We start from the raw sequence: 18841 nt of genomic DNA on the forward strand, positions 1-18841 counted from the left end.
GCGGTGGAGGGGCGGCCGGGTGCTCAGAGCGCCAGGCCGCCCTTCATCGTGTCCAGGGCCCGTTCGACCAGTTCGATCAGGTCGTCCCGGAAGCCGCGCTCGCCCCAGTAGATGGTCACCTCGCGCAGCGCGCCCAGCACCGCCGCGGTGAAGATACGCAGCTCCAGGTCGTCGGGGGCCCGGCCGGTGCGGTCGGCGAGCGCGCGGGTCAGCAGGATCGCCGTCGCCGACATGGTCTCGGTCATCCGGGCCCGGACGGCGGGGATGTCCACCATCAGCCGGGTGCGCCGGATCATCTCGTCGCGTTCGCGGTCGAGGTACGTACGCAGCACCTCGGTGATGACGAACCGCAGGGACTCAAGGGGCGGCTCCCCGGCCGGCCGGCCCCGCAGCACCGCCTCCATCACCGGGTCGTACTCGTCGGTGAGGACGATGTCCTCCTTGGTGGGGAAGTACCGGAAGACGGTGGAGGAGGAGACCTCGGCCGCCTCCGCGATCTGCTCGATCGTGGTCGCGTCGTACCCCTGCTCGGCGATCAGCGCGTACGTGGCCCGGCGGATCGCGATCCGGGTCTTGAGCTTCTTGCGCTCGCGCAGCCCCAGCTGGGGGGTCTCGTCGGCAGGGGTATGTGGGGACGCCATGGGCCCATTGTCGCGACTCAGGCGTGCTGGTAGGCCACCAGCGAGATGCCGACGTAGTGCACGACGAAGGCGGCGAGGGTGAACGAGTGGAAGACCTCGTGGAACCCGAACCACCGCGGTGACGGGTTGGGGCGCTTGATGCCGTAGATCACGCCGCCGGCGCTGTAGAGCAGCCCGCCGACGATCACGCACACGAGTACGGCGATCCCGCCCGCGCGCATGAAGTCGGGCAGGAAGAAGACGGCGGCCCAGCCCATCGCGATGTAGCAGGGGGTGTAGAGCCAGCGCGGGGCGCCGACCCAGAAGACCCGGAAGGCGATGCCCGCCAGCGCCGCGGCCCAGACCGCCCACAGGAGCGTGCGTCCCGTGGAGGCGGGCAGGAGCAGCATGGTCAGCGGGGTGTAGGTACCCGCGATGATCAGGAAGATGTTGGCGTGGTCGAGCCTGCGCAGGACCGCCTCGCCGCGCGGGCCCCACGTACCGCGGTGGTAGAGCGCGCTCACGCCGAAGAGCAGGCATGCGGTGAGGATGTAGATCCCGCACGCTATCCGGGCGCGGGTGGAGTCCGTGAGGGCGAGCAGCACCACCCCCGCGATCAGCACCGCGGGGAACATACCGGCGTGCAGCCAGCCGCGCAGCTTCGGCTTGACCAGGGCGGGGAGCTGGATCTCGACCGGCCCGTCGTCGTCGGATGCGGGTGATGTCATAGGCCCCATGCTACCTACGCAACCGTAGGTTACGTATCGGTACGAAGCCGTCAAGTGGCGATGCTCACGTGAGACGTCCTCTGGACATATGGGCGAATGGCACCGATGATCAGATGAGTGCGGTCGGCACCGGATGAGCGCGAGGGCACCACAGTGAAGCATCCGGGTCGCAGCCCCCACGGGGCATACATCTAAAAAACCCCTCATCAAGGAGCAACCGTGGCGCGCGACATCGCGGCTCCCGCTACCGTCCCCACCAACCACCAGGAGCTGATCTCCTGGGTCGACGAGATCGCTGCCCTCACCGAGCCCGACCAGGTGGTCTGGTGCGACGGTTCCGAGGCCGAGTACGAGCGCCTGTGCGAGGAGCTCGTCGCCAAGGGCACGTTCAAGAAGCTCGACCCGATCAAGCGCCCGAACTCGTACTACGCCGCCTCCGACCCGACCGACGTCGCGCGCGTCGAGGACCGGACCTTCATCTGCTCCGAGAAGGAGGAGGACGCGGGCCCGACCAACCACTGGAAAGCCCCCGCCGAGATGAAGGACATCTTCGTCGGCGAGAAGGGCCTCTTCCGCGGCTCCATGCGCGGCCGCACCATGTACGTCGTGCCCTTCTGCATGGGCCCGGTCGGCTCGCCGCTGTCCGCGATCGGCGTCGAGATCACCGACTCCGCGTACGTCGCCGTCGCCATGCGCACCATGACCCGTATGGGACAGCTGGTCCTCGACGAGCTCGGCTCCGACGGGTTCTTCGTCAAGGCCGTACACACGCTCGGCGCGCCGCTCGCCGAGGGTGAGGCGGATGTGCCCTGGCCCTGCAACTCCACCAAGTACATCTCGCACTTCCCCGAGTCGCGTGAGATCTGGTCGTACGGTTCCGGCTACGGCGGCAACGCCCTGCTCGGCAAGAAGTGCTACGCCCTGCGCATCGCGTCCGTCATGGCCCGCGACGAGGGCTGGCTGGCCGAGCACATGCTCATCCTGAAGCTGACCCCGCCGCACGGTGAGTCGAAGTACGTCGCCGCCGCCTTCCCGAGCGCCTGCGGCAAGACGAACCTCGCCATGCTGGAGCCCACGATCTCCGGCTGGACGGTCGAGACCATCGGCGACGACATCGCCTGGATGCGGTTCGGCGAGGACGGCCGCCTCTACGCGATCAACCCCGAGGCCGGCTTCTTCGGCGTCGCGCCCGGCACCGGCGAGCACACCAACGCCAACGCCATGAAGACCATGTGGGGCAACTCCGTCTTCACCAACGTCGCGCTCACCGACGACAACGACGTGTGGTGGGAGGGCATGACCGAGGAACTGCCCGCGCACCTCACCGACTGGAAGGGCAACGACTGGACCCCGGAGTCGAAGACCCCGGCCGCCCACCCCAACGCCCGCTTCACCGTGCCGGCCGGCCAGTGCCCGATCATCGCCCCGGAGTGGGAGGACCCGAAGGGTGTGCCGATCTCGGCAATCCTCTTCGGCGGCCGCCGCGCCACCGCCGTGCCGCTGGTGACCGAGTCCTTCGACTGGCAGCACGGAGTCTTCCTCGGCGCGAACGTCGCGTCCGAGAAGACCGCCGCCGCCGAGGGCAAGGTCGGCGAGCTGCGCCGCGACCCGTTCGCCATGCTGCCGTTCTGCGGCTACAACATGGGCGACTACATGGGCCACTGGGTCAAGGTCGGCGCGGACAAGGACCCCGCCAAGCTCCCGAAGATCTACTACGTCAACTGGTTCCGCAAGAACGACGCGGGCAAGTTCGTGTGGCCGGGCTTCGGTGAGAACAGCCGCGTTCTGAAGTGGATCGTCGAGCGCCTGGAGGGCAAGGCCGAGGGCGTCGAGACCCCCATCGGCATCCTGCCGACCAAGGAGGCCCTGGACACCGACGGCCTCGACCTCTCCGAGTCCGACCTCGACTTCCTGCTCACGGTCGACAAGGAGGTCTGGCGCGAGGAAGCGGCGCTGGTGCCGGAGCACCTCAACACCTTCGGTGACCACACCCCGAAGGAGCTGTGGGACGAGTACCGCGCGCTGGTGAAGCGCCTGGGCTAGTCGCCGCCCTGCGTGTTTGCCGACGGCGGGCCCCCACGGCGGGGGCCCGCCGTCCGCGCGTGCGCGGAGCGGCTGGTCAGAGAGGCAGGACAGGGGGACTGGGAGGGTGCCAGACTTGGCCCATGACGGCAGCACACGACTATGAGCACCTGCATCATCTGGTCGACCGGCTCAGCCCGGCCCAGGCGCGGAGACTGCGGCTGATCATCACCCAGGACGAGGAGCTGTCCGAGGTCGACCGGGAAGCGCCGGAAGAGGCCGAGGCGACCAGCGACGACGGGCTGCCGGACGACTTCCTGGCGCTGTTCGGGACCATCAGCGCGCCCGCGGACTATGCCGAGCGCCACGACGACTACGTGCGCGAGCGTATGGAGCGGCGCTTCGGTGAGGCCGGGTGACCGTCACGGTCTTCGATACCGGCCCCCTGCTCGCGGCGTTCAACGCCAACGACAAGCACCATGCCCGCTGCGTGGACTTCCTCAAGGGGCTGAAGGGGCGCCGTCTGCTGCCCGGCACCGTACTGGCCGAGGTGTGCTGGAGTCTGGAGCGCTGGCCGAACATCGAGGCCAGCTTTATCGACCAGGTCGTCAAAGGGCGACTCGAACTCGTTCAGCTCACCCACGACGACCTACGGCGTATCAGCGAACTGGTCGTGAAATACGGCGACTTCCCGCTCGGCGCAGTCGACGCCTCCGTGATCGCCATCGCTGAACGCTACGAGACAGAGCGTATCGCCACCATCGATCACCGGCATTTCACCGTCGTCAAACCGAAGCACGTCTCGGCGCTGACCCTCCTGCCGTAACGCTGACGGCAACGGGCTCGCGCGCCGCAGGCGGGTGGCACCCGGTCCGCGCGCCTCCGCGGCACGCGGACCGGGGCCGTCAGTGGGCGCCGGCCAGTTCCAGCGCGGCGGCGTGTACGTCCATCCGCTCGGCCGCGAGGATCGCGGCCGCGGTGTCGGCACGGGAAGCGGCGACGAGCAGGGCGCGGGCCGCGATGTCGTGGGCGCGGCGGTGCAGGGCGCCGGTGCCGCCGGAGGTGAGGCCGGCGTGCCGGACGGGCGGGGCGCCGCGCAGCCTGGCCACCTGGCCGGCGATGCGCTCGGCGTCCTCGTCGAGGCCCAGCTCGTCGGTGACGGCGAGGAGCGCGGCCAGATGGCCCGCGAGCTGGATGTCCAGCTCCTCCTCGCGGCTGCGGTGCGGATAGTCGGCGGCGGCACGGTCCATGCGATGGACCGACTTGGTACGGATCGGCTCGTACATGGGGATGGCCTCCTGCGCGGGTCGTCAGGAGACCATCCTAGCTTGGATTGTGTCTAAGGTTGAGCCGAGTCGGGCTACGGCTGGCTGTAGCCGTCCAGGAAGTTCCCGATCCGGGTGACCGCGTCCGCGAGGTCCTCGGTGCTGGGCAGGGTGACGATCCGGAAGTGGTCCGGCTCCGGCCAGTTGAATCCCGTACCGTGCACGACCATGATCTTCTCGGCACGGAGGAGATCGAGGACCATGGCCCGGTCGTCCTTGATCTTGTAGACCGTGGGGTCGAGCCGCGGGAACAGGTACAGCGCGCCCTTCGGCTTCACGCACGTCACCCCCGGGATCTGCGTGAGCAGCTCGTACGCGGTGTTCCGCTGCTCCAGAATCCGGCCGCCCGGCAGCACCAGGTCCTCGATCGACTGGCGTCCGCCGAGCGCCGTGGCCACCGCGTGCTGCGAGGGCATATTTGCGCAGAGCCGCATATTGGCCAGGATCGTCAGACCCTCGATGTAAGACGCGGCGTGCGCCTTCGGTCCGCAGACCGCCATCCAGCCGCTGCGGTAGCCGGCCACCCGGTAGTTCTTGGACAGCCCATTGAAGGTGAGAGTGAGCAGGTCCGGGGCGATGGCGGCGGTCGGGGTGTGCGTGGTGCCGTCGTAGAGGATCTTGTCGTAGATCTCGTCGGAGCAGACGACCAGGTTGTGCCGGCGGGCGATCTCCGTGAGCGAGCGCAGCATCTCGTCGTCGTACACCGCACCCGTCGGGTTGTTCGGATTGATGATGACGATTGCCTTGGTGCGGTCGGTGATCTTCCGCTCGATGTCGGCGAGGTCGGGCATCCAGTCGGACTGCTCGTCGCAGCGGTAGTGCACGGCCGTGCCCCCCGCGAGCGAGACCGACGCGGTCCACAGCGGGTAGTCCGGCGCCGGTACGAGTACCTCGTCGCCGTCGTCCAGCAGCGCGTGCATCGACATCTGGATCAGCTCGGAGACGCCGTTGCCGAGGTAGATGTCCTCGACGTCAAGCTCGATGCCCTTGGTCTGGTAGTGCTGCATGACCGCGCGGCGTGCGGACAGCAGCCCCTTCGCGTCACCGTACCCGTGCGCGCTCCCGAGGTTGCGCAGCATGTCCTCGAGGATCTCGGGCGGGCACTCGAAACCGAAGGCGGCCGGGTTGCCGGTGTTGAGCTTGAGGATGCGGTGACCTGCTGCCTCGAGCCGCATCGCCTCCTCGAGCACAGGGCCCCGGATCTCGTAACAGACGTTGGCGAGCTTCGTTGACTGGATCACCTGCATGCGGGGAGCTTACGGGGCCGTCGGGCGGTCTGCCTCGCGTTTTGTGCCACAAGGATGTGACAACAATGTCCGGTTTGGTGCATCGCTCAGTGGGAGCGGCTCCGGTCCTTCGAAATCAGTGCCGTGACGGCGCGGACACCTGCGGTTTACGCAGCGGCGGGGGAGCGCGGTGCTCGGGGTGTTGTGCTCGTCACCCCGGGACGGGCGGGCCGGGCCGGGGAGGCGGTCAGATCCGCCAGGAACGGATCCGGGAGCCGGCGCCGAAGACGTCGGCCTCCTTCCGGCGAACCTCACTGACCAGCTCGGACAGGGCTCCGTACGGCGGGTCGATGCCCTCGCCCATGGCGGCCATGTAGTGCGTGGCGACCGAGCAGGTGTACAGGGCCCTGTAGTCCTAGCTCGGACACCAGGGAGCAAGTAACCCGCCGGGGTAGGTTCCGGAGGTTCACCGACGGGATCTCGGTGCCGACGAACAGCACCAGCATCATCGCGACGGCGCCGATGAGCACCACGCCCGTTCCGGCCGGCGGTCGCCACCATCTGTGATGCCCGGTGGTCAGCGCCATCCGGAGAAACGCCAAGGGGCGGGGCGCCGTGGGTCTAAGGGGAACGGCAGCGCCGAGCCGGGGACCGTCGTCTCACTCGTCATGGAACCAGGATTCCCGCAGCCCACCAGCTGATTGTCGCCCCGGAACACGACTCCGCCTCAGCCCTGAGATGTACGACAGGCAGATGGGTGTCCTGAAGTCCGAGACGCTGGTTGTCGTAAGCGGAACCGAGTCTTCGATGCGCCTTGCGACACGCAGGAAGCCGTGTTCGATGGTTTGGCTGGAAAGAGGTGGCCGCGCGGGGAATTGCGGAATGTATGGACGGATTTTAGGGGGGCTGATGGCTTCCGATGCGGCGGAAACGATTCACTTGTGATCATGCTCGCGATGTCAACCGTTTGAGTGAGATCACCGAACTGGGTTACGTTCCTGACGCAGCCGCACAAGGCCCCTGACCAGGCCAACTCGCTGGCTGTACATAACCATTCGCACGGGGGGCGAAGCCAGGCGCGGTTGCGGGCCGAAAGTGTCCAAGCCGCCGGCTCGGCGACCAGACACCTGGACTCCACCCCCCTGTGCCTTGACACAGGGGAACAATACGTGAATCGCAAAGCGATCCGCATCGGAGGGGCCGCCGTTGTTGCGGCCCTGGCTTTCGGACTCGGTGGCGGCGTTGCGCACGCCCGCACCACCACTCCCGCTCCGGCGGCCGCTGTCACCGCGCCGGCGGTGCAGGAGCAGCAGGTTCGGGATGTCGCGCGGGCACTGCTGAGCTCTCCGATCGAGCTCAACGCGGCCGAGCGTGCCGAGCTGCAGGCCATCGCTAACGGCGAGTTGGCCGCTGCGAACAGGTGGGACGGGATCGTCAAGCTGTTCAAGAAGATCCCCGGCTTCGCCAAGGCCGTGGGCGGTAAGTTCAGCGACTTCAACAAGTGGTACAAGGCCCTCGACTGGAAGTGGAAGGCCCCGCTGTGGGCCATGGGCTTCGGCAGCGACCTGTACAGCATCTGGGTGCTGTTCCACTGAGACGTAGAGCCGTGACGGAGGGCGCGCCGCACCCCGCTGGTGGGGGCGCGCGCCCTCCGCCATGCCCGACAAAGCGGTCCCCAGCCGAAAGGTCGTCAGCCATGAACAACTCCTTCACCGCCGAGCACTCCAACGACACACAGCAGACGCCTGCCTGGTCCCTGACGGTGTTGCTCACCGGCGCAGCGTGCGCCGTGCTCCGCTTCGGCGACGTCTGGTCCTGGTGGACTCTGCTCTGGGCCCCGCTGCTCGCCACCGCCGTCGGATTCATGGTCCACGAGTGGCGGGTACTGGCGCGCAATCACTGGCGCATGAGAATCATCGAATGGCTCCTGCTCACCGTCGCCCACCTCGGCTGCGTCGCCGCAGTGGCACTGATCCTCGGGCTGTAGCGTCCCAGGCTGAAGCCGATCGGTGAGGTGCTTCGGCCAGGGGCGCCCGGTCAGCCCGACGAGGCGCTCCAGCGCCAGGAAACGGCAGACGCCCCCCTCGGGGCCTACCGGTGGTTACTTGCTCCCTGGTGTCCGAGCTAGGACTACCAGGTCTACAGCGAATTGCGGAACGGCAGCGGCGACAGGCTGACGACCGTGTGCAGCAGCGCCGCCGCCTTCCAGGCGGTGTCGGGGTCGGCCTCTGCGAGCACGGGCACGCGGGTCTTGTGACGGGCGACGGCGGCGACGAGCGCCGAGTAGTCCGACACGGTGAGGTCTTCCGGGACGGCCCGCTCCTGGACATCCAGAAGCCAGGGCACGTCGATGTACGGACTCACTCAGGCTGCCTGGCTCTTCCCTTGGTCTTCCCCGTCGTGCTGCTGCTCTTCCGGCACGACAGGCTTGCGGTCCCGTGGCGGTACCTCGTCGGGGAACGCCTCGTCGAACTCCGCCTTGTGGTCGTTGAACCACTTGACGGCACCGTCGACGAACGTCCGCCGGAAGTGCTCGCGTACGGCCGCGTCGTGGACGTACGCCTTCACGCTCTTGCCTTCGGCGGCGGCCAGGTCGCGGACACCCGCGAGCTCTTCCTCGGTGAATTCGATGTTCAAGGCAGGCATGCCTCCACGGTAGGGGTGCCGGTACCGGATCGGTACCCGGACGAGTTGACGGCTCTGAGCTCCGCCACCCGGCGGCGTACCTCCTGGGGCGGGAGGAGGTACGGGTCCACGGGGCCGGGGACCTTCCGACAGCCCCGGCACAGCCCGCCCGGCAGCGCGTCCGGCATGCCCGGTACGCCGCACTCGGTGCACTCCATCAGCGCCCGCCGGGCGGGCAGCACGGGAGCCACGGATACGGTTCGTACGGGCAGGGGCGCGGGCATCTTGTCCGTGAGCCGGCGACGGGCGAAAGCCCCCGGCGCGTGGACCTGTGGCGGCAGCCCTGCGGTCATGGCGCCGAGGAGCAGCTCGTGCGTGGCCCCGTTGGCCAGCCACTGCGCGGCCAGCCCTTCGAGGGCCGCGCACTCGGCGGCCGAGAGTGCCATCCGCGCATCGGTACGGCCGAGCCGGGCGAGGGTTTGGTACGCCTCGGAACGCGCGGGTGGGGTGGGTACGGGCTCCTCGGCCCGGAACTCCTCGGGCTGGACCTCTTCGGCCTGGATGCGCCCCTCCAGCAGCCGCTTCCACCACGCGTTGTCGCGCGCGGTCCGCGAGAAGTACGTCCGGAACACCCACTGGGTCAGCCGCTCGCCCAACGGCACCCGGATACGCCGCAGATGCCCGGCGGCGGAAAGCGCGTGAAGCGCGGTGCCCACGGCCATCTGCCCGAAGGGCAGCTCCTTGGCGAGCGTCTTCATGTCAATCGCGGCACCGTCGGGCAACCGGTCCAGGTACGACGCGATGTACGCCTCGCGCGGCGGGAGGTGGCTGAAGTTGCCCTGGTTGCGAGGGAGTTGGTCGGGCGCGGAGCGCTTGCCGTACCCCGGCTTGGCCATGGGGTGTGCGGGCGCGGGCAGGGCAGAGTTAAAGTCTTCGGAAGCCACGAGATCGCCTCTACAGATCTTGATGGTCAGACCCCGGTCGGTGTTGGTAGCACCTGGCCGGGGTTGTTTGTTGCTGCGAACGCTAGAGGGTCGCGACAGGGCGTGGCAAGCCGGTCACGAAAAGTGATGTGCGTTGGTAAGCGGGGGACTTGGGAGGGTGGGTGGGTTGTACCCACCGCCCATTCCTCAGAAAAGGCGCTCGGGTTCCGAATCCCGGATCTCGGCCACGAAAGCGGCCCAGGTGGGGGAGGAAACAGCGAACCGCGGGCTGCCGTCGCCGAGCTTCGAGTCCCGGACGTGGACGGTGTGGGGGCAGGTGGCGACCTCGACGCAGTTGCTGCCCTGGCTGTCGCTGTGGGTGGACTTCCGCCATTCCAGGGCGACTTCGATGCAGGCACTGCCCTCGCTGTCGCTGTAGCTGGACTTGAACCACCTGAGGCGTTCGCTCATAGCTCTTCCGCCACCTTCCCGATGAACTCCATCGATTCCGCGATGCTGAGGGCGTTCATGCGGATCATGCCATGCGCCTGCGTCAGGGCACTGACCTTGCCGGGCTCGGCGTAGAGCGCACTTGTCTTCTGGCCTTCGGCCCAGGCCCATTGTTCGTGGTCGGGGGTCTCCAGCAGGACCAGCGGGCCGTTGAGTGCCACGCCGCTGCACCGGCCCATGGGCAGCACCTGGATCGAGACGTTGCGCAGCTCGCCCACCTCCACCAGACGCAGCAACTGCCTCCGCATGACGCCCCGTCCGCCGACCATCGTGCGAAGCGCGGCCTCGTACACCACGAAGCCGAACACCGTGCTCGTCCTGCGCGTCAACGCTTCCTGCCTCCGCAGCCGCGCGCTCACCCGCTCCGTCACCGTCTCGTCATCCAGTGGCGGACAGCTTTCGCTGATCAACGCCCGCGCGTACTCCTCGGTTTGCAAGAGCCCCGGAATCAGCAGCGGCTCGTACCAGTTGAGAGCAATCGCCTCCGCCTCCGCAGCCATGAACTCCTGCGACCGCGCCGGAAACGGCTCCGGTTTCAGGAACTCCTGCGCCGCAACCAGCTTCCCCGTCGCCCCGCACATCTGGTCCGCGATCTGGAGCAGCCGGACGGTCGGGCGTCTGCGGCCCTGTTCCATCGACTTGACCGTCTCGTATTCGTAGCCGGCTTCCTTGCCCAGCTCCTCGCGGCTGACTCCCGCCTGCGTACGCCACAGCTTGACCTGGTTGCCGCAGTACCGCCACGTCTCCGTCACGGGCACCTCCCCTGGTACGCGCCTGGTACAACCACCCTGCGTACCCACGTCGTTACTGCACGAGGCTATGCCTGCACCAGCACCGTATGAGCCATGAATCAGCACATTGAGTGGCGGTTTCCGCGCACTCCCCGCAGCGTGGGCCGGGCCCGTGCGCTTCTCGGCGCGCAGGCGCGCGAGTGGAAGGTCTCCGACGAGCTGGCCGGCACGGCCGTCCTGCTGCTCAGCGAGCTGATGACGAACGCCTGCCGTCATGCGCGCGTCCCGCCGGGGCGGGAGGTGTGGGCGCGCTGCGGCCTCACCGACGGCACGCTGCGGGTCGAGGTGCTTGACGCCAACGACGTGCTGCCGCAGCCGAGATCCGCGGGCCCCGACGACGAGTCCGGGCGCGGGCTCGCTCTCGTCGGCGCCCTGGCCGACGCGTGGGGGGCGAGCCCGCGGGACTGCGGCATCGGCAAGACCGTGTGGTTTGAACTGGCGGTGCCGGCGGGCTGACCGCTCAGACCGACAGTTGGAGGCCCTCCGGGACAGCGATGCCGAAGTCGGCGGTGAGGACCTGCCGCGCCTCCTCGGCGTCGGCCAGGTCCCGTTCCTTGCGGGTGCCGTCCGCGTATGTCTCGACCAGGTGGCGGCCGGACAGTGCGCGATGGAGGTGCGGCAGGGTGCGCTGCACGTACAGCAGGTGCTGGAACGGCGAGCGGGGGTTCGTCGCGACGTGCCAGTTGATGACCTCGAAGTCGGGGGCCTCGAACGGCTCCAGGGTGAACGCGTACTGGTCCGTCCATGCGCCGTCCTCGTACGTCTGGAGCACCCACAGCTCCAGCGGCCCGTTGTGCGTCTCGTGTACCAGCCGGTGCCGGCGGCCCGCGTCCCGGAACTCGGTGTCCGCGACCAGCGGGACCGCTTCGAGCAGCGCGCCGGACGCGCCGAAGCCGACGTCCGCGATGTACGGGCCCGGCTCGCCCGGCACGTCGACCAGCAGCAGCATGTGCGTACGCGGCCGGATCGCCCCGTCGGCGCCGAGCCGGACGCGCGCGGCCAGGCGCGTGACGCCGAAGCCGAAGGCTTCCAGTACGGCGGTGAGGAGGGTGTTGTGCTCGTAGCAGTAGCCGCCCCGCCCGCCGCGGATCAGCTTCGCCTCCAGGTCGGGCAGGGCGAGGGAGGGCGCGGAGCCGGCGAGCGGGTCCAGGTTCTCGAACGGAATGCCGTACATATGGGCGAGGTGCAGCGATCGCAGCGTCTCCGCGTCCGCCCGGCGCTCCCCGGACCAGCCGGTCCGGTCCAGGTAGGCGTCGAGGTCCAGCTGCGGGGTGTTCTCTGTATCGGCCATGCGGCTGACCCTACGCACCCCCCCACGGGCCCCGCCTCGGCCCACGTGGTGACCCGCTTTCCTCCTTTGGTCCTAGGCCGGCTTCGATTGGGAACGCTTCCGGACCACCGGCAGTGGCCCCGGCAGCGTCGAGGTGCCCATCGACCGGCCGGAGCCCGGCCGCCTCGCCATGGCAGGCGCTGAGCTGTCACGGTCGCAGGACGATCCCCGCATCACGCAGCAGCGCGGCGAGGTCGTCGGGGATGGGCATGGGGGTCGTCAGCCCGGCCCGCGTGCGGCCGGTGTTGCCGTCGGGGTACTTCCCGGCCGCCGAACCGGGGGCGGCGACCGCCAGGCGCACGAGCTGCCCGAGGACTTCGCGCAGGTCGCGGTCCCGGACGGCGAGGCGGAGCATCACCGCGTGGGTGCGGGTATGGGGCCACGGCCAGGGCTGGGACAGGATGTGCGCGCGCTCGGCAGCCCGCCACCGCTGAGGTGCCGGCCCCGGGGTGCGGGCGGTGGTCATCTCAGCGGTGAACGCCTGGAGCAGGGGCACGGGCATGGGGGTGCGGCGGGACACGGCAAGCCTCCAAACAGTTCAGGATTTCGTGGATTCAAGCATCCATGTATCGTCTTGTCCATGCTGACCCTCGCCACCGACCTTGACGCCTTGACCCGGTTCGGCCGGGCGCTGGCCGACCCGATCCGCTGTCGGCTGCTGCTCGCGCTGCGCGAGGCCCCGGCCCACCCGTCCGATCTCGCCGACACCCTCGGTATCTCGCGCACCCGGTTGTCGAACCACCTGGCGTGCCTGCGTGACTGCGGCCTGGTCGTGGCCGTGCCCGAGGGCCGCCGCACCCGCTACGAGCTGGCCGACGAGCGCCTCGGGCACGCGCTGGACGACCTGCGCACCGCAGTGCTGGCGGTCGAGGCCGACAAGAGCTGTGTCGATGCCGACGAGAAGGGGTGCTGCTGATGACCGCGATATCGCTGGAGCCCGCCCCGGCCCGCGACGACGTGCTGGCCCGTCGGATACGGCTGCTGGTCGCCGCAACCATCACCTACAACGTCATCGAGGCGGTCGTTGCCATCACCGCCGGCACGATCGCCTCCTCCACCGCGCTGATCGGCTTCGGTCTGGACTCGGTCATCGAGGTCTCCTCCGCCGCGGCGGTCGCCTGGCAGTTCTCGGCCCGCGACCACGCGGTGCGCGAGGCGAGGGAGAAGACCACCCTGCGGATCATCGCGCTCTCCTTCCTCGCGCTCGCCGCCTACGTGGGCGTCGACGCCGTGCGGGCGCTGACGGGCGCCGGCGAGGCCGAGCGGTCGGTACCCGGCATCGTGATCGCCGCCCTGTCCCTGGCGATCATGCCGTTCCTGTCCGCCGCCCAGCGCAGGGCCGGACGCGAACTCGGCTCAGCCTCGGCCGTGGCGGACTCCAAGCAGACCCTGCTCTGCACCTACCTCTCTGCCGTCCTGCTGGTGGGCCTGGTCCTCAACGCCACCCTCGGCTGGTCCTGGGCAGACCCGATCGCCGCCCTGGTCATCGCCGCCGTCGCGGTCAAGGAAGGCCGCGACGCCTGGCAGGGCAAGGGCTGCTGCGCACCCACCACCACCACCGCGGCGGCGGTGCCGTCCGCCGGCACCGAGGCGGACGCGTGCGGCTGCCGCCCCGGCTGTACCTGCTGCACCTGACCAGCACGCAGAGGGCGGGGCGGGAATGAGGCGAGGCCGACCGCCCGCCGGCCCCAGGATGGTCCTGTCCGGTGGAGAACCTGTCAGGTCCGTCCTGACGGCGTACGCCGGACCGACCGGCCCGCCAGGACATCCGTCCGCTTTCCGTCCTCGATCACGAAGCGGCCGTCGATCAGGACATGCGGGATCCCGGTCGGCAGGGTGCGAGGGTGGTCGAACGGCGAGCCCGCCGCGACCGTTTCCGGGTCGAACAGGACGAGGTCGGCCCGGTAGCCCTCCCGTACGAGACCCCGGTCGGGGAGGCGGAGCCGGGCGGCCGGGCGGGAGGTGAGGTGCGCGACCGTCTCCTCCAGGGAGAGGATGCCGAGTTCGCGCGCGTACCTGCCCAGGTACTGGGGGAAGGTGCCGTACGCGCGGGGGTGCGGCTTGTCGCCCTGGAGGATGCCGTCGCTGCCGCCCGTATGCACGCGATGCCGCATGATCGCGCGGACGTTCTCCTCGTGGCCGACGTGCTGGAGGATCGTCGACCCGAGCCGGTCGTCGAGGAGAAGGCGGCGGGCGGTGACCCAGCCGTCCAGCCGCCGGCCGACGTACGCCGAGAGCGCCGGGTCGCAGACGCCGGAGATCTCGACGGTGTCCCACTCGATGGGCACCCCGTGGCAGCCGTCCGCGCCGACCTCCTCCAGGACGTACCGGATCTTCTCGGCCGTCTCGTCGTCCCGCAGCCGGGCCAGGACCGCCTCCGGGCCGCCCTCGCTCGCCCAGCTGGGCAGCAGCGGCCGAAGTTCCGGTCCAGCCGGTCGAGATACTCCCCGACCGTCCGCCAGTCGAAGTCGATGTCGGACCCGTCGCCGTTCCAGCCGGTGATCTGCTTGCGCACCTCGGCGAGCGTACGGTCGTCGACCGGCGCGTACGACAGGCCGTCCTGGCCCAGCACTTCGAGGGTCACGCCCTGCGCGGCCTTCGCCGAGTGGTCGGGGTCGCGCAGCAGGGCGAGGTCGCTGTGCGCGTGCATGTCGATGAAGCCGGGCGCGAGCGCGAGGCTGGACGCGTCGAGGGTCTGTCTGCCGGAGAGGCGCGGACCGCTCCCCTCGTACCGGACGGCAGCGATGCGGCCACCGTCGAGTCCGACATCGGCGCGATAGGAAGGGCCGCCGGTGCCGTCGATGACGCGTACGTCGCGGATGAGGAGTTCCATGGCGGGACCCCTCAGAAGAACGTACGGACGAAGTCGGTGACCGTGCCGTCCGCCTCGACCAGCGGGATCAGCTGCCACTTGTCGAAGACCGTGCACGGGTGGGACAGGCCGAGGCCCACCCAGTCGCCGACCTCGAGCGTGGCCGACTCGTCCGTCCGTACCCAGGTGTGCTGGTCGGACAGGCCGGTGACGGTGATGCCGGTGGCGGGGCGGATCTCGCCGGTACGGGCGTCGCGCACCACCTGCGCCTCGGGCAGGCCGAGGTCGTACGCGGCGTCGCGCTTGCCCGCGTTGAGGAACGCCTGCTGGGGGGTGGGGCGGGAGATGACCTGGGCCCACAGCCGGAAGGCGGGCTCCAGGGCGCCCTCCTCGGGGACCCGGTTGAAGGGGGTGAGGTGCTTGTAGTGGCCGTTGTCGTGGGAGACGTACGCGCCGGAGCGCAGCAGCTTCAGTACGGGGAGGGAGAGCGCCGGGATCTCCGCGAAGACGTCCGCCACCGCGTCGAACCAGGCGCTGCCGCCCGCGCTGACGATGATCTCGTCGATCCCCGCGAATCGACTCGCCTTGTCGAAGTCCGCAGCGATCGCGGTGAGCCGGCGCAGCCACGCGTGGACGCGGGTGCTGTCGGCGTCCGGCACCTCGCCCTCGTAACCGGCCACACCGACCAGGCGCAGAGTGCCGGTCGCGGCGACCGCGTCGGCGACCGCGGCGCAGTCGGCGTCGGTGCGGGCGCCGGTACGGGCGCCGTCGCCCGCGGCCAGCTCGACGACCACGTCGACGGGGCGGCGGGCGTCGGCGTCGCGCAGGGCGGCGTCCATCAGCTCGACGCCGCGCACGGAGTCGACGTAACAGACGAACCGGAAGCCGGGGTCGGCGTCGAGCTCGCCGGCCAGCCAGCGCAGGGCGGCGGCGTCGACGAGCTCGTTGGCGAGGAAGATCCGCTGGATGCCGAACGCGCGGTAGACGCGCGCCTGGTGGGGGACGGCGGCGGTGATGCCCCAGGCGCCGCGCTCGAGCTGGCGCTCGAAGAGCTGCGGCGACATGGAGGTCTTGCCGTGCGGGGCGAAGGCGAGTCCGTGCTGCTCGGCGTACGTCTCCAGGGCCGCGAGGTTGTGTTCGAGCGACTCGGCGGAGAGGGCCAGTACGGGGGTGGTGAACCCGCCGGTGAACAGATTCCGGCGCTCGGCTGCGAGGGCGCCGATGGTCAGCCCGGCGGCTTCGGCGTCCGCGGGGAGGGCCTTGAAGCGGTGGTCCGCCGGTTCGAGGGCGAGTCGTCCTACGGGGGTTCCGGCCGGGGTGTCGGCAGCCATGGGGGTCCTCCAGGGAGTTGCATCGGCTGCGTTGCACTCTCTGCAACGCATATTGCGCATTTTGCAGACCGCTGTCTAACATCCGAGCCAACGGCGGGTCAATGGTGCCCGCGGCGGACCCGGACAGACCGGAAAGACGGGAAAGACCGGAAAGAGGAGCCTGAGGAACAGTGACCACCCCCGCCCTCGGCCCCGGCTGGACCGCGGCAGGGGCAGGGGAGGACCAGGTGGAGGTACGTACCGTATGAGCCAGACAGTCGACCGTGCGCTGAGCATCCTGCCGCTGCTGGCGGAAGGGCCCGCAGACCTCGGGCAGGTCGCCGACCGCCTCGGCGTGCACAAGTCAACCGCCCTGCGCCTGCTGCGCACCCTGCACGAGCACGGCCTCGTCTACCGCCAGCAGGACCAGCGCTACCGCCTCGGCGCCCGCCTCTTCGTCCTCGCCCAGGAGGCCGTCGAGAACCTCGACGTACGGGAGATCGCGCACCCGCACCTCACCGCGCTCAACGAGAGCTGCGGCCACACCGTCCACCTCGCGGTGTACGAGGAGAACGACGTCCTTTACATCGACAAGGTCGAGAGCCGCTACCCGGTCCGGATGTACTCCCGGATCGGCAAGCCCGTCGCGATCACCGTCGCCGCCGTCGCCAAGCTGCTGCTCGCCGACCTCCCGGATGCCGAGCGGCGCGCACTCGCCGAGAAGCTCGACTACCCCATGTACACGCCCCGTTCGATCCCGAACGCCGCCGCCTTCCTCAAGGAGCTGGCGACCGTACGCGAACAGGGCTGGGCCACCGACCTCGGTGGCCACGAGGAGTCCATCAACTGCATCGGGGCCCCCATCCGCGGTGCGGACGGCCGCGTCGTCGCCGCCATGTCGGTCTGCGCGCCGAACGTCGTCGTCACCGCCGAGGAACTCCTCACCCTCCTCCCCCTCGTGCGCCGCACCGCCGACGCGATCAGCCGGGAGTACTCAGGAACCGCACCACAGAAGGACACCGCATGACCGAGAAGCTCGCGAAGACCGCGCTCGCCCCGGCCACCCACACCGTCCCGCCGGCCAGGTTCTCCCTCGGCTGACTTACCGGCGTACCGGCGTACCGGCGTACCCACGTACTGACTTGCCGACGTGCATGCGCACAGACGGGCGCCCCAGGATGAACAGCATCCCGGGGCGCCCCTCACGCACGTACGGACCATCGGACCTCAACCGGTGCAGTACTGCTGCTCCTTGCCGATGGACCTGTACATGCAGTCCGCGTTCTCGACCAGTTGCAGCACCGCGTCCCGGTTGCGGCTGGTCTCGCGCTCTATCACCTCGTCGGGCGGGTAGAAGCCGCCGCCCCCGAAGCCCTCCGGATACATCTCGAACGTATAGCCGAAGATCTTCTGGCTGCCCCACAGCCAGTCGTCGATCGACCCGTCCGTGATGTAGAGGTCGCTCGACTGCTCGGGCGTGTAGCCGTTGCTCGCCGCCATCTTCTGGCCGACGGCCGCGAAGGCGTCCCGGTCGTCCTGGGTCAGGCCGGGGGCGGTGTTGGCGGAGGTGTATCCGTACGGCCAGAGCACCAGTTCGCTGTACGTGTGGAAGTCGATGCCGGCCTTGATCTGCTGCTTCCCGCCGACGACCCGGCTGCGGACGAAGTCGGAGACGGCCTTCACCTCGGGCGTGGACTCGGGGGCGGCGCCCCGGTAGGTGTCGGAGCCCTTGCTGCCGGAGGAACCGCCGCAGCAGCCCCACTTGTAGTTCCAGTTGCGGTTCTCGTCCGTACCGACGTAGCTGGAACCGGCGTTGGGCTGCCGGTTCTTGCGCCAGCTGCGGTACGAGCCGGAGGCGATGTCGTACTCCCCGCCGTCCGGGTTGAGGTCCGGCACGATCCAGATCTCGCGGCTGTTGACGGCGTTCTTGATCCGCGTGTCGGTCGCGTAGTCCTCGCCGAACTCGCGCAGCAGGTACAGCGCCATCTCGACGGTGAGGTGCTCGCGCGCGTGCTGGTGATGGGTGAAGAGGACCTCGGGCTCGTTCTCGTCCGTGGCGACGTTGTCGCTGATCTTGATCGCGACGATGTCCCGGCCCTGGTACGACTTGCCGATCACCCGTTTGCTCATGATGCTCGGGTACTGCGCGACGCGCTGGTTGATCTCGGCCGCGGCCTCGGCGTAGTTGTGGTACCTCGAGTCGGCCGGCGGGAAGTCCAGCGGCGTGGCGGCGAGTCCGGCGCTGCGCTCCGGCGGTCCGGACAGCGCCTTCAGTACGTATCCGAGCGCGCGCAGCTTCCTGGCCTCCGCGGCGTCGGCGCTGACGACGACCGAGTGGTCGTCCACCTCGTCGATGGACACCCCGGTGGCGGCGAGAGCGGTGCGGGCGGCGACGGTGGACGGGCCGTGGATCTCGTACTGCCTGATGTCCTCGTCGGCGGTCGCCGTGGACGGCTGGGACGGGGGTGAGGCGGTGGCGGTGCCGGTGGATGTGGCGGTGAGCGGGGCGGCAACTGCGAGGGCCAGTAAGGCCGTAAGGGTGGCGGCTCTTCTTCCTCTGATGCGAAGGCGCATGGATTCTCCTGGAGTGTGGGGGTGGCTCCGCGCACAGCGTGCGCG

General features: G+C 69.4%; 21 protein-coding genes and 2 pseudogenes. 9 read left to right on the forward strand and 14 right to left on the reverse strand.

Annotated elements, in window-relative coordinates:
- Positions 1–23 precede the first annotated feature (23 nt).
- Together NLX86_RS13170 and NLX86_RS13175 are read right to left on the reverse strand one after the other, a co-directional pair.
- Positions 24–641, reverse strand: coding sequence for a TetR/AcrR family transcriptional regulator (locus tag NLX86_RS13170; RefSeq protein ID WP_254371834.1), 618 nt, complete (start codon positions 639–641; stop codon positions 24–26).
- Positions 642–658: 17 nt separating this feature from the next.
- Complete coding sequence (locus NLX86_RS13175; RefSeq protein ID WP_254371835.1) at positions 659–1348, reverse strand: hemolysin III family protein; 690 nt, start codon at positions 1346–1348, stop codon at positions 659–661.
- Positions 1349–1567: 219 nt separating this feature from the next.
- Here NLX86_RS13175 and NLX86_RS13180 point away from each other — a divergent pair, with 219 nt between their 5' ends.
- From NLX86_RS13180 to NLX86_RS13190, 3 genes are all read left to right on the forward strand, one after another.
- On the forward strand, positions 1568–3391 hold the full coding sequence (locus NLX86_RS13180) for a phosphoenolpyruvate carboxykinase (GTP) (protein WP_254371836.1): 1824 nt from the start codon (positions 1568–1570) through the stop codon (positions 3389–3391).
- A 122-nt stretch (positions 3392–3513) separates the two neighbouring features.
- Entirely contained in the window at positions 3514–3789 is a 276-nt protein-coding gene (locus NLX86_RS13185) for a hypothetical protein (RefSeq protein ID WP_254371837.1), read from the forward strand.
- On the forward strand, positions 3786–4196 hold the full coding sequence (locus NLX86_RS13190; RefSeq protein ID WP_254371838.1) for a PIN domain-containing protein: 411 nt from the start codon (positions 3786–3788) through the stop codon (positions 4194–4196). The genes NLX86_RS13185 and NLX86_RS13190 overlap by 4 nt, the downstream gene beginning before the upstream one ends.
- Positions 4197–4275: 79 nt before the next feature.
- On the opposite strand, the gene NLX86_RS13195 is transcribed toward NLX86_RS13190, so the two are convergent.
- Positions 4276–4656 carry a hypothetical protein gene (locus NLX86_RS13195; protein ID WP_254371839.1) on the reverse strand — a complete coding sequence of 127 codons (381 nt, stop codon included), beginning with the start codon at positions 4654–4656 and terminating at the stop codon, positions 4276–4278.
- A 74-nt stretch (positions 4657–4730) separates the two neighbouring features.
- On the reverse strand, positions 4731–5942 hold the full coding sequence (locus NLX86_RS13200; protein WP_254371840.1) for a pyridoxal phosphate-dependent aminotransferase: 1212 nt from the start codon (positions 5940–5942) through the stop codon (positions 4731–4733).
- A gap of 1148 nt (positions 5943–7090) precedes the next feature.
- On the opposite strand from NLX86_RS13200, the gene NLX86_RS13205 reads away from it, so the two are divergent.
- Together NLX86_RS13205 and NLX86_RS13210 are read left to right on the forward strand one after the other, a co-directional pair.
- On the forward strand, positions 7091–7516 hold the full coding sequence (locus NLX86_RS13205) for a hypothetical protein (protein WP_254371841.1): 426 nt from the start codon (positions 7091–7093) through the stop codon (positions 7514–7516).
- A gap of 101 nt (positions 7517–7617) precedes the next feature.
- Positions 7618–7908 (forward strand): hypothetical protein, encoded by a 291-nt coding sequence (locus tag NLX86_RS13210; RefSeq protein WP_254371842.1) that lies wholly within the window; start codon positions 7618–7620, stop codon positions 7906–7908.
- Between the two features lie 155 nt (positions 7909–8063).
- Here NLX86_RS13210 and NLX86_RS13215 read toward each other — a convergent pair.
- The 5 genes and pseudogenes from NLX86_RS13215 to NLX86_RS13235 all read right to left on the reverse strand — a co-directional run.
- A pseudogene (locus NLX86_RS13215) lies at positions 8064–8285 on the reverse strand (toxin Doc); the annotation flags it as partial.
- Positions 8286–8567 (reverse strand): hypothetical protein, encoded by a 282-nt coding sequence (locus tag NLX86_RS13220; protein ID WP_254371843.1) that lies wholly within the window; start codon positions 8565–8567, stop codon positions 8286–8288.
- A complete protein-coding gene (locus NLX86_RS13225; protein ID WP_254371844.1) occupies positions 8555–9490 on the reverse strand; it encodes a hypothetical protein in 936 nt (311 codons plus the stop codon). Before NLX86_RS13225 ends, NLX86_RS13220 begins: the two co-directional genes overlap by 13 nt.
- 186 nt (positions 9491–9676) lie before the next feature.
- Positions 9677–9940 carry a DUF397 domain-containing protein gene (locus NLX86_RS13230; protein ID WP_254371845.1) on the reverse strand — a complete coding sequence of 88 codons (264 nt, stop codon included), beginning with the start codon at positions 9938–9940 and terminating at the stop codon, positions 9677–9679.
- The gene (locus NLX86_RS13235) at positions 9937–10731 is read right to left on the reverse strand and encodes a helix-turn-helix transcriptional regulator (protein WP_254371846.1); all 795 of its coding nucleotides are present in this window, start codon (positions 10729–10731) and stop codon (positions 9937–9939) included. The genes NLX86_RS13230 and NLX86_RS13235 overlap by 4 nt, the downstream gene beginning before the upstream one ends.
- A 93-nt stretch (positions 10732–10824) precedes the next feature.
- Here NLX86_RS13235 and NLX86_RS13240 point away from each other — a divergent pair, with 93 nt between their 5' ends.
- A complete protein-coding gene (locus tag NLX86_RS13240) occupies positions 10825–11226 on the forward strand; it encodes an ATP-binding protein (protein WP_254371847.1) in 402 nt (133 codons plus the stop codon).
- Positions 11227–11230: 4 nt separating this feature from the next.
- Here NLX86_RS13240 and NLX86_RS13245 read toward each other — a convergent pair whose 3' ends face one another.
- Entirely contained in the window at positions 11231–12061 is an 831-nt protein-coding gene (locus NLX86_RS13245) for an arylamine N-acetyltransferase (protein ID WP_254371848.1), read from the reverse strand.
- A 187-nt stretch (positions 12062–12248) separates the two neighbouring features.
- Positions 12249–12620 (reverse strand): DUF3703 domain-containing protein, encoded by a 372-nt coding sequence (locus NLX86_RS13250; RefSeq protein WP_254371849.1) that lies wholly within the window; start codon positions 12618–12620, stop codon positions 12249–12251.
- Between the two features lie 60 nt (positions 12621–12680).
- On the opposite strand from NLX86_RS13250, the gene NLX86_RS13255 reads away from it, so the two are divergent.
- Both NLX86_RS13255 and NLX86_RS13260 read left to right on the forward strand, forming a co-directional pair.
- Positions 12681–13016, forward strand: coding sequence for a helix-turn-helix transcriptional regulator (locus tag NLX86_RS13255; protein ID WP_254371850.1), 336 nt, complete (start codon positions 12681–12683; stop codon positions 13014–13016).
- Positions 13016–13735, forward strand: coding sequence for a cation transporter (locus tag NLX86_RS13260; RefSeq protein ID WP_254371851.1), 720 nt, complete (start codon positions 13016–13018; stop codon positions 13733–13735). Before NLX86_RS13255 ends, NLX86_RS13260 begins: the two co-directional genes overlap by 1 nt.
- Positions 13736–13818: 83 nt before the next feature.
- Here the strand turns inward: NLX86_RS13260 and NLX86_RS13265 are convergent.
- Together NLX86_RS13265 and NLX86_RS13270 are read right to left on the reverse strand one after the other, a co-directional pair.
- Positions 13819–14933 (reverse strand): annotated as a pseudogene (locus NLX86_RS13265) (amidohydrolase family protein).
- Positions 14934–14944: 11 nt separating this feature from the next.
- Positions 14945–16243, reverse strand: coding sequence for an alanine racemase (locus NLX86_RS13270; protein WP_254371852.1), 1299 nt, complete (start codon positions 16241–16243; stop codon positions 14945–14947).
- A gap of 244 nt (positions 16244–16487) precedes the next feature.
- Here NLX86_RS13270 and NLX86_RS13275 point away from each other — a divergent pair, with 244 nt between their 5' ends.
- Positions 16488–17249, forward strand: coding sequence for an IclR family transcriptional regulator (locus tag NLX86_RS13275; protein WP_254371853.1), 762 nt, complete (start codon positions 16488–16490; stop codon positions 17247–17249).
- A 200-nt stretch (positions 17250–17449) separates the two neighbouring features.
- Here NLX86_RS13275 and NLX86_RS13280 read toward each other — a convergent pair whose 3' ends face one another.
- Complete coding sequence (locus NLX86_RS13280; RefSeq protein WP_254371854.1) at positions 17450–18796, reverse strand: M14 family metallopeptidase; 1347 nt, start codon at positions 18794–18796, stop codon at positions 17450–17452.
- Positions 18797–18841 lie beyond the last annotated feature (45 nt).

The organism is Streptomyces sp. A3M-1-3, from assembly GCF_024213665.1.
GTDB lineage: Bacteria > Actinomycetota > Actinomycetes > Streptomycetales > Streptomycetaceae > Streptomyces.

Coding starts and splice junctions, on each gene's coding strand:
- NLX86_RS13270 (WP_254371852.1), bottom strand. CDS start 16,243: ATGGCTGCCGACACCCCGGCCGGAACCCCCGTAGGACGACTCGCCCTC.
- NLX86_RS13255 (WP_254371850.1), top strand. CDS start 12,681: ATGCTGACCCTCGCCACCGACCTTGACGCCTTGACCCGGTTCGGCCGG.
- NLX86_RS13200 (WP_254371840.1), bottom strand. CDS start 5,942: ATGCAGGTGATCCAGTCAACGAAGCTCGCCAACGTCTGTTACGAGATC.
- NLX86_RS13230 (WP_254371845.1), bottom strand. CDS start 9,940: ATGAGCGAACGCCTCAGGTGGTTCAAGTCCAGCTACAGCGACAGCGAG.
- NLX86_RS13220 (WP_254371843.1), bottom strand. CDS start 8,567: ATGCCTGCCTTGAACATCGAATTCACCGAGGAAGAGCTCGCGGGTGTC.
- NLX86_RS13260 (WP_254371851.1), top strand. CDS start 13,016: ATGACCGCGATATCGCTGGAGCCCGCCCCGGCCCGCGACGACGTGCTG.
- NLX86_RS13185 (WP_254371837.1), top strand. CDS start 3,514: ATGACGGCAGCACACGACTATGAGCACCTGCATCATCTGGTCGACCGG.
- NLX86_RS13280 (WP_254371854.1), bottom strand. CDS start 18,796: ATGCGCCTTCGCATCAGAGGAAGAAGAGCCGCCACCCTTACGGCCTTA.
- NLX86_RS13275 (WP_254371853.1), top strand. CDS start 16,488: ATGAGCCAGACAGTCGACCGTGCGCTGAGCATCCTGCCGCTGCTGGCG.
- NLX86_RS13240 (WP_254371847.1), top strand. CDS start 10,825: ATGAATCAGCACATTGAGTGGCGGTTTCCGCGCACTCCCCGCAGCGTG.
- NLX86_RS13170 (WP_254371834.1), bottom strand. CDS start 641: ATGGCGTCCCCACATACCCCTGCCGACGAGACCCCCCAGCTGGGGCTG.
- NLX86_RS13195 (WP_254371839.1), bottom strand. CDS start 4,656: ATGTACGAGCCGATCCGTACCAAGTCGGTCCATCGCATGGACCGTGCC.
- NLX86_RS13175 (WP_254371835.1), bottom strand. CDS start 1,348: ATGACATCACCCGCATCCGACGACGACGGGCCGGTCGAGATCCAGCTC.
- NLX86_RS13245 (WP_254371848.1), bottom strand. CDS start 12,061: ATGGCCGATACAGAGAACACCCCGCAGCTGGACCTCGACGCCTACCTG.
- NLX86_RS13210 (WP_254371842.1), top strand. CDS start 7,618: ATGAACAACTCCTTCACCGCCGAGCACTCCAACGACACACAGCAGACG.